Raw genomic sequence first — 6,000 nt, forward strand, 5'->3', positions numbered from 1 at the left:
AGCAATAGTCAAGAGTTGTGGATCAGATCAGCTCACCTGTTGGGGTGTGGGTTGATCGCGACGAGCTCGACCTCGAAGCCGTCGGCGTTCTCCAGGTAGGCCGCGTAGTGCTGCGGTCCGCCGGCGTGCGGGTGGCGTTCTGGGAACATCAGGCTCCAGCCATGCTGGGCCGCGTCGACGGCGAGTTTCTCGACGGTGGGGCCGTCTTCGACGTGGAAGGCCAGATGGTTCAGCCCGGGACGACGGCGGTCATACCGGTCGGCGGTGAGAGCCGGGGACTGTTCGAGGACGAGGTAGGTCGGCCCGAGCAGCCAGCTGCGGCCGGTGTCCCAGCTCTGCGAGACGGCGTAACCCAGCGCCTGAAGCAGCCAGCCGAGTGAGGCGAGGGCGCGATCGAGGTCGGGAACCCAGATCTCGACGTGGTGCAGTGCTCCGTGCGTCGGCCGGTTCACGCGGCCACCGCCTCCTCGCGCTCGACCAGGACGCCGTTCTCGAACGTGGCGCCGGAGCGGACCAGAGCGACGAGGTGGGCGCCGGTGATCGCGCGCCAGCGGTCCTGGGCGGACTCGACGAGCTTGAACACCATCGCGAGGGCGGCGGCCGGGCTGCCGGCCCCGCGGGTGACCTTGGTGCGGAGCTTGACCCTGGAGAACGTGGACTCGATGGGGTTCGTGGTCCGCAGGTGGATCCAGTGCTCGGCCGGGAAGTCGTAGAACGCCAGCAGCTCCTCGGCGTCGCCGGTGATCTTCGCGACGGCCTTGGGCCACTTCGCGCCGTAGGTCTTCGCGAACGCCTCGATCGCCTTCTCCGCGTGAGAGCGGTCCTCGGCGTAGGATCATTCGGGAAGGTACGCCCTCCGCGTCCCTCCCGGGGCTGATCCACAAGTCCTGAGCATTGCTCGCTTCGGCCCTCGGCAGATCCGACAGCCGCTGAACATCCGGTTCGTCCACGAGCAGAACCGAGTAGCCCGGCAGGAACTGAACATCCCCGATCACCGCGAACCCCGACGTCAACGGCCGCAGCACGGTCGGGTTCTCGCCCCTCAGCGCAGCCCCGATCCGGACCATCCGCCAGTCACCAGTCATGGCCAAAACCTACATTCCGGTGATCAAAGACCGCTCTCCGATCCCCACCCTCCTCACAGGTTCAAAGACCCAGCAAGTGGGGCGAGGAGCGGCCCCGGCCGTTTTCAAGGCTGTGGCGGATATTTCGTGAAGGCCGCTGTCGCACGATGCTGGTTAGCGGGGCGGGAAGAACGCCAGAGCAAGATCCCACTGCTCAGCGGCGTGAAGCAGTGCATCCGTATCCGCCCGTACCTCCACGGCGTACTGGTAAATGCCCGTGCTCTCAGCACCCTGCTGCCATGGAGGTGCAGCCTCCAAGGACAGGTGAACGCGAATCACCGCCACGCCCTCGCTCCGATCGGCGAGGCTGAAGCCCAGGATCGGCTCGACGAACCAGGTGTCCGGAGACAACTCGCCTTCGGCATCCCGACCAGTCGCGGGTACTGTCCCAGCGGCCACCGCGCGCAGCCATGCGGTCACCTCACGGGCCTCGTCGGTCAGCAGACATGGATCTGCGAACGACCAAGTGCCCTCGGGAGTCGTCACCTTTCCACCGATGACCAGCCAGTTGTCGTCGTACGAGTCTCCCGGAGCGGCGGAGAACTGGTAGCGCAGGGGCCAGAGCTCGACGCTACTCGCATGATCACTCAAAAACACGACCGCAGGATGTCACATCCAGCCCGGTAACCCCAGGTCAGGAGGCTGCCCCGGGTCATGGAGGCTGGGCAAGGACGAGGATCCGCAGGAGCGCGAAGGAGGCCCGGCCGTATGACCGGCGCTTGATCAGCTTGATGCGAGTGACCTGGCCTTCGACCGCGCCGGAGCTCCAGGGCAGGGTGAGGCCGTTGACGACGGCGTCCCAGTCGTTCTGGAGGAAGGCGGCGAAGCCCTGGACCGGCTGTGGTCCTTGGTCGAGGGCTCTGGTCATCCAGCTCGTAAGGTCCTGACCTCGGCGTTCTCGGGCGATGGCGCTGAACTCGTGGGCGAGGTCGCGCGCGGTGGCCAGGTCGGGGCAGGCATCCAGGATGCTGTCGAGCTGGTGGCGCTGGCTGTGGGTCAGGGTGTCGGAGTGGCGCATGATCCAGGTGGTGATCCGTCGTGGGCTGGGGATCGGCCGTGCGGGTTCGGGGGCGGCGGTGCCAGCGCGGAGGGTCGAAATGTACTTGGTGACCACGACGCGACTGCCGCGGTAGCCGCGTTCCCGGATCTCACGGAAGAGGGCGGCGGCGTTGGTGGCGCCGCCGCGGAAGCGTTGCTGCAGGTAGGGCTTGAAGCGGTTGATGTGGCCGTTGGGGCGGCATTCGCGAGCCGAGGCGAGGATTTGGTCGAGGTCAGTGGTCAGATAGTGGCGGACGGTCTTGCGGTCCCGGCCCAGGCGGTCGGCGATTCGGCTGATCGTCCAGCCGCGTTCGCGCAGCTGGTGGATGTCGGTGTGCCACTGACGGACGCGAGCCAGGAGCTGGCCGTCCGGTGGGTCGCTCGGATCGAGTGGTCCGATCAGCGCGGCCAGGGACGCCGGGTCTGAAGGCTCCTGCGGCTGGTCCGTCTCGGTGTCTTTGCGCAGGCAGACGCGGTGCTGGTGAGCGGTCCGTTCGACGGCGCGGGCCAGCGAGTGGAGCAAGTGCCACCTGTCTGCAACCTGGATCGCGTCGGGTGCCGCGCGGGCGGCGGCCTGGCTGAAGGTGCTGCACCGGTCCCGGCGGATGACCTCGATCTCTGGGTGGTCGGCGAGCCAGGAGGCCACGGTGTCCGCGGTGCGGTCGGGCAGGAGGCCGATGGGGCGGCGTGTTTCGACGTCGATGAGGACGGTGCCGTAGGTGGCGCCCTTGCGGAACGCGAACTCGTCGATCCCCAGCACCCTGACCTGGGCAGACGCTGGGTCCGGAAGTCGCTGGAGTTCCCCGAGGATTACGTCCCGGCTCGTCCGCACCGGCAGGTAGCCGGCGAGCGGGGCACCGGCCCGGCCGCCGACGGCCAGCCTCCGGGCCAGGGCCGTGGTCCGGCGCTGGTACCGCGCCGTCAGGCCTGGTACCTGTTCCGCCATCGTCCGGCGGGAGGCGAAGCCCACGACGCCCGCCAGCAAGCCGAGTACGCCGCCCGCCAACGAGAGCACCAGAAGGAGCTGCGCCGTATCGCCGCACGGCACAAGGCCGAGCGGGAGGCCAGCCGTCCGGTGTGCGCCGGCTGCGGCACCCGGTTCACCGACGAACGGTGGAAGGCCATCGAGCCCGCCGGGTGGGGAAGGCACCCCACGCGACACCCACCCGCACCTGTGCGACGACTGCAAGCAGCGCGCCATCACCGCCGAGCGTCAAGCCGCGCAGGCCGTGCCCGAGCATCACAAACATGACCAGGCCGTGCCTGAGCAGAAGGCCGGCGGCACCTGGTTCTCCCGCTTCCTGACCGCTGAGTACGGGGCGACACGCAGGGGGCGCTCGTAGGGTCCGTCACCGGCGCATGGTGCGGAGATCGTGCCTCCTCAAAGGGGGCATGGCTCATGTCATCCCGGCCAGCAAGTGTCTGTACGCGCTGGGGTTTTCTGCGAAGTCCGTCGCGGCCGCGAGAGCGTCCCGGTCGGCGTCCTGCCCGCGAAGCAGGTCGACCGAGGCCTGTGCGAAACGCTCGCGCAGGCCGTTCCGCTCCGCGTCGTCGAGCAGCAGGCAGAGTTCGGCAACGGCCTGTGAGAGGTCTTTTTAACCTGGATTACCCGTGTATCCGGCGGTTTTCAGGCCCCCGGGTGTGGTGCTCGTGCTGCTGGAGATGTGGAGTGATTTTTGCTGGTCAGGTGGGGTGACAGGTGAGGCGGGAAGTGACTTGTGCCTGTCTCATCCCAGGACGCCCGGCCTTCGCGGACGCGTGCTTCCGTTGGTGTCGCTGTGCGCCTGGGCGCACTCGGTCCGCGGCGGTACGCCGGAAGCATGCCGACGCGACGCCCGTATCCGAGTGATCTGTCCGATGCCCGCTGGGAGTTGATCGAGTGGCCTGGCGCTTCGAGCGCCGCGGCAGGGCCCTGGACTTCGGCCGGCCGCCGGAACGCGACCTGCGCGACATCATGGACGCGATCTTGTACGTGGACCGCACCGGGGTCCAGTGGCGCTACCTCCCGCACGACTTCCCGCACTGGAACACCGTCTACGGTTACTTCGCCAAGTGGGCGGACGAGGGTGTGTTCGCCCAGCTCAACGGCCTGCTCCGGCAGCTCCTACGGGAGAAGGAAGGGCGGGACGCCGAGCCGTCGGCCTGCGTGATCGACGCCCAGAGCGTCAAGACCTCCACCAGTGTGCCCGCCGCCGGCCAGGGCATCGACGCTGGGAAGAAGATCGTGGGCAGGAAGCGGAACATCGTCACCGACACCCTCGGACTTTTACTTGCCGTGCTGGTCACCGCGGCAAGCGTGCAGGACTCCGCCGCCGGCGCCCGGCTCCTGGACCAGGTCGCCGCCGACCATCCCGGCATCCGCAGGGTCTGGGGCGACGGCGGCTACCGCCAGCACCTCGTCGAACATGCCGCCACCCTCGGCATCGACATGGAGATCACCGCTCGAAAGTCTGGGACCAGGGGTTTCACTCCGGTCCCGAAGCGGTGGGCGGTCGAGCGCACCTACGGCTGGCTCATGCTGCACCGCCGCCTGGCCCGCGACTACGAAACCCTGCCCACCCGCTCCGAAGCCGTGATCCACATTGCCATGACCGACCTCATGGCCCGCCGCTTCACCGGCGAAAACACCATCTCCTGGCGCGACCCGACAGCACAGACCAAATGGCCGATTCCGGGATGAAATATCGGGCGAAAACGACCTCTAAAGGACCACCAGCGGGAACGTGTCGAGGCCGCCCGCACCGCCTGCCACGAGATGACCGCTCTGGCCGACCTCATCCACCACTTCGCCGTGCTGCTGGATCCCGCCGACGGCAATGCCACCCTGCTGAGCACCTGGATCACCTCGGCCCAGGCCGAGGACCTGCCCCACCTGCATGCCTTCACCCGGGGCCTCGAGAAGGACCGCGCCGCAGTCGGCGCCGCCCTCCCCCTGCCGCACCACAACGGCGGTACCGAAGGCGTCAACAACAAAACCAAGCTGATCAAGCGCCAGATGTACGGCCGCGCGAGCTTCCCTCTCCTCCGCCACCGGATCCTCCTGGGCTGACGACACCCTCCGTCACCACCGACTACGGAACAGACCCGCTCGTTTGACAGACCCCGGCGCCTCTACATGGTCGGCGCAGCGCCGGGAGGCATACGCTAACGACCTCGGCGCGGCCGCGAGCCTGGTCGCGGTCACGGCCCGCTCCAACCGGTCCAAGTCCGACCGGGATCCGGCCGAGTGGCTGCGGCCGGCAGCTGGGGTGCACTGCCGGTACGTCGCTGAGTGGGCGGGCATGAAGCTGCGCTGGGCTTTGCGGGCCGACCAGGCTGAGGTGGCGGTGCTGCGTGAGGTGGCGGACGGTTGTCCGGAGCAGACCGTGACGTACGAGCCAACCGCATGACCACGGGATAGCGGCATAAGGACCTTCACCCATGGCGCAGGGCGAGATGCTGAGACGCGAGGTGGCCTTGGAACCATGGCAAAGCGCCCATGGCGAGTCGGCCGTTGCCGATCAGCGGCCGTCGAGGCCCTTGTGGAGAGTGAGGCCTTCCCTACGGCCGCTGGGCGTTGAGGGCCTCACGCGGTGGGTGGGGCTGGAGGACGCTGACGTGGAAGTGGCAGAGCGGCTTTGCGGGTGCTGCGGTGTCCAGCTCCAGCAGACCTGCGCTGCGATCTCCGCATCGATGCACCGCTCAGCGGCAAGCCTCGCGCATGCGGGCCAGCCTCCTGACAGCACTTCGCCCCGCCGTTATACGGCGGGGCGAAGTGCTGTCAGGGCCGGGGCTGAGGCAACAGCATCGGATGCTTGTGTCCGGCCCCGCTCTTGGTGCGTGGTCAGCAGGGGACGGG

The 6,000-nt window shown here is 68.2% G+C and carries 3 protein-coding genes and 5 pseudogenes; 3 read left to right on the top strand and 5 right to left on the bottom strand.

What is annotated here, in order from left to right; translation table 11 throughout:
• Window positions 1-32 precede the first annotated feature (32 nt).
• From Sdi02f_RS06870 to Sdi02f_RS06885, 5 genes and pseudogenes are all read right to left on the bottom strand, one after another.
• A complete protein-coding gene (locus Sdi02f_RS06870) occupies window positions 33-452 on the bottom strand; it encodes a VOC family protein (protein ID WP_108932895.1) in 420 nt (139 codons plus the stop codon).
• Window positions 449-829 (bottom strand): annotated as a pseudogene (locus Sdi02f_RS06875) (transposase); the annotation flags it as partial. The pseudogene Sdi02f_RS06875 and the gene Sdi02f_RS06870, both read right to left, overlap by 4 nt.
• A 73-nt stretch (window positions 830-902) precedes the next feature.
• A pseudogene (locus tag Sdi02f_RS36315) lies at window positions 903-1,085 on the bottom strand (diadenosine tetraphosphate hydrolase); the annotation flags it as partial.
• A 153-nt stretch (window positions 1,086-1,238) separates the two neighbouring features.
• The gene (locus Sdi02f_RS06880) at window positions 1,239-1,721 is read right to left on the bottom strand and encodes a WapI family immunity protein (RefSeq protein WP_108932896.1); all 483 of its coding nucleotides are present in this window, start codon (window positions 1,719-1,721) and stop codon (window positions 1,239-1,241) included.
• 55 nt (window positions 1,722-1,776) lie between these two features.
• The gene (locus tag Sdi02f_RS06885) at window positions 1,777-3,177 is read right to left on the bottom strand and encodes an ISL3 family transposase (protein ID WP_159107636.1); all 1,401 of its coding nucleotides are present in this window, start codon (window positions 3,175-3,177) and stop codon (window positions 1,777-1,779) included.
• Between the two features lie 805 nt (window positions 3,178-3,982).
• On the opposite strand from Sdi02f_RS06885, the pseudogene Sdi02f_RS06890 reads away from it, so the two are divergent.
• The 3 pseudogenes from Sdi02f_RS06890 to Sdi02f_RS36320 all read left to right on the top strand — a co-directional run.
• Window positions 3,983-4,842, top strand: a pseudogene (locus tag Sdi02f_RS06890) (IS5 family transposase).
• 21 nt (window positions 4,843-4,863) lie between these two features.
• Window positions 4,864-5,211 (top strand): annotated as a pseudogene (locus Sdi02f_RS06895) (transposase); the annotation flags it as partial.
• 49 nt (window positions 5,212-5,260) lie between these two features.
• Window positions 5,261-5,551 (top strand): annotated as a pseudogene (locus Sdi02f_RS36320) (HNH endonuclease); the annotation flags it as partial.
• Between the last annotated feature and the right edge of the window lie 449 nt (window positions 5,552-6,000).

This window comes from Streptomyces ardesiacus, from assembly GCF_003112575.1.
In the GTDB taxonomy this organism is placed as follows: domain Bacteria; phylum Actinomycetota; class Actinomycetes; order Streptomycetales; family Streptomycetaceae; genus Streptomyces; species Streptomyces ardesiacus.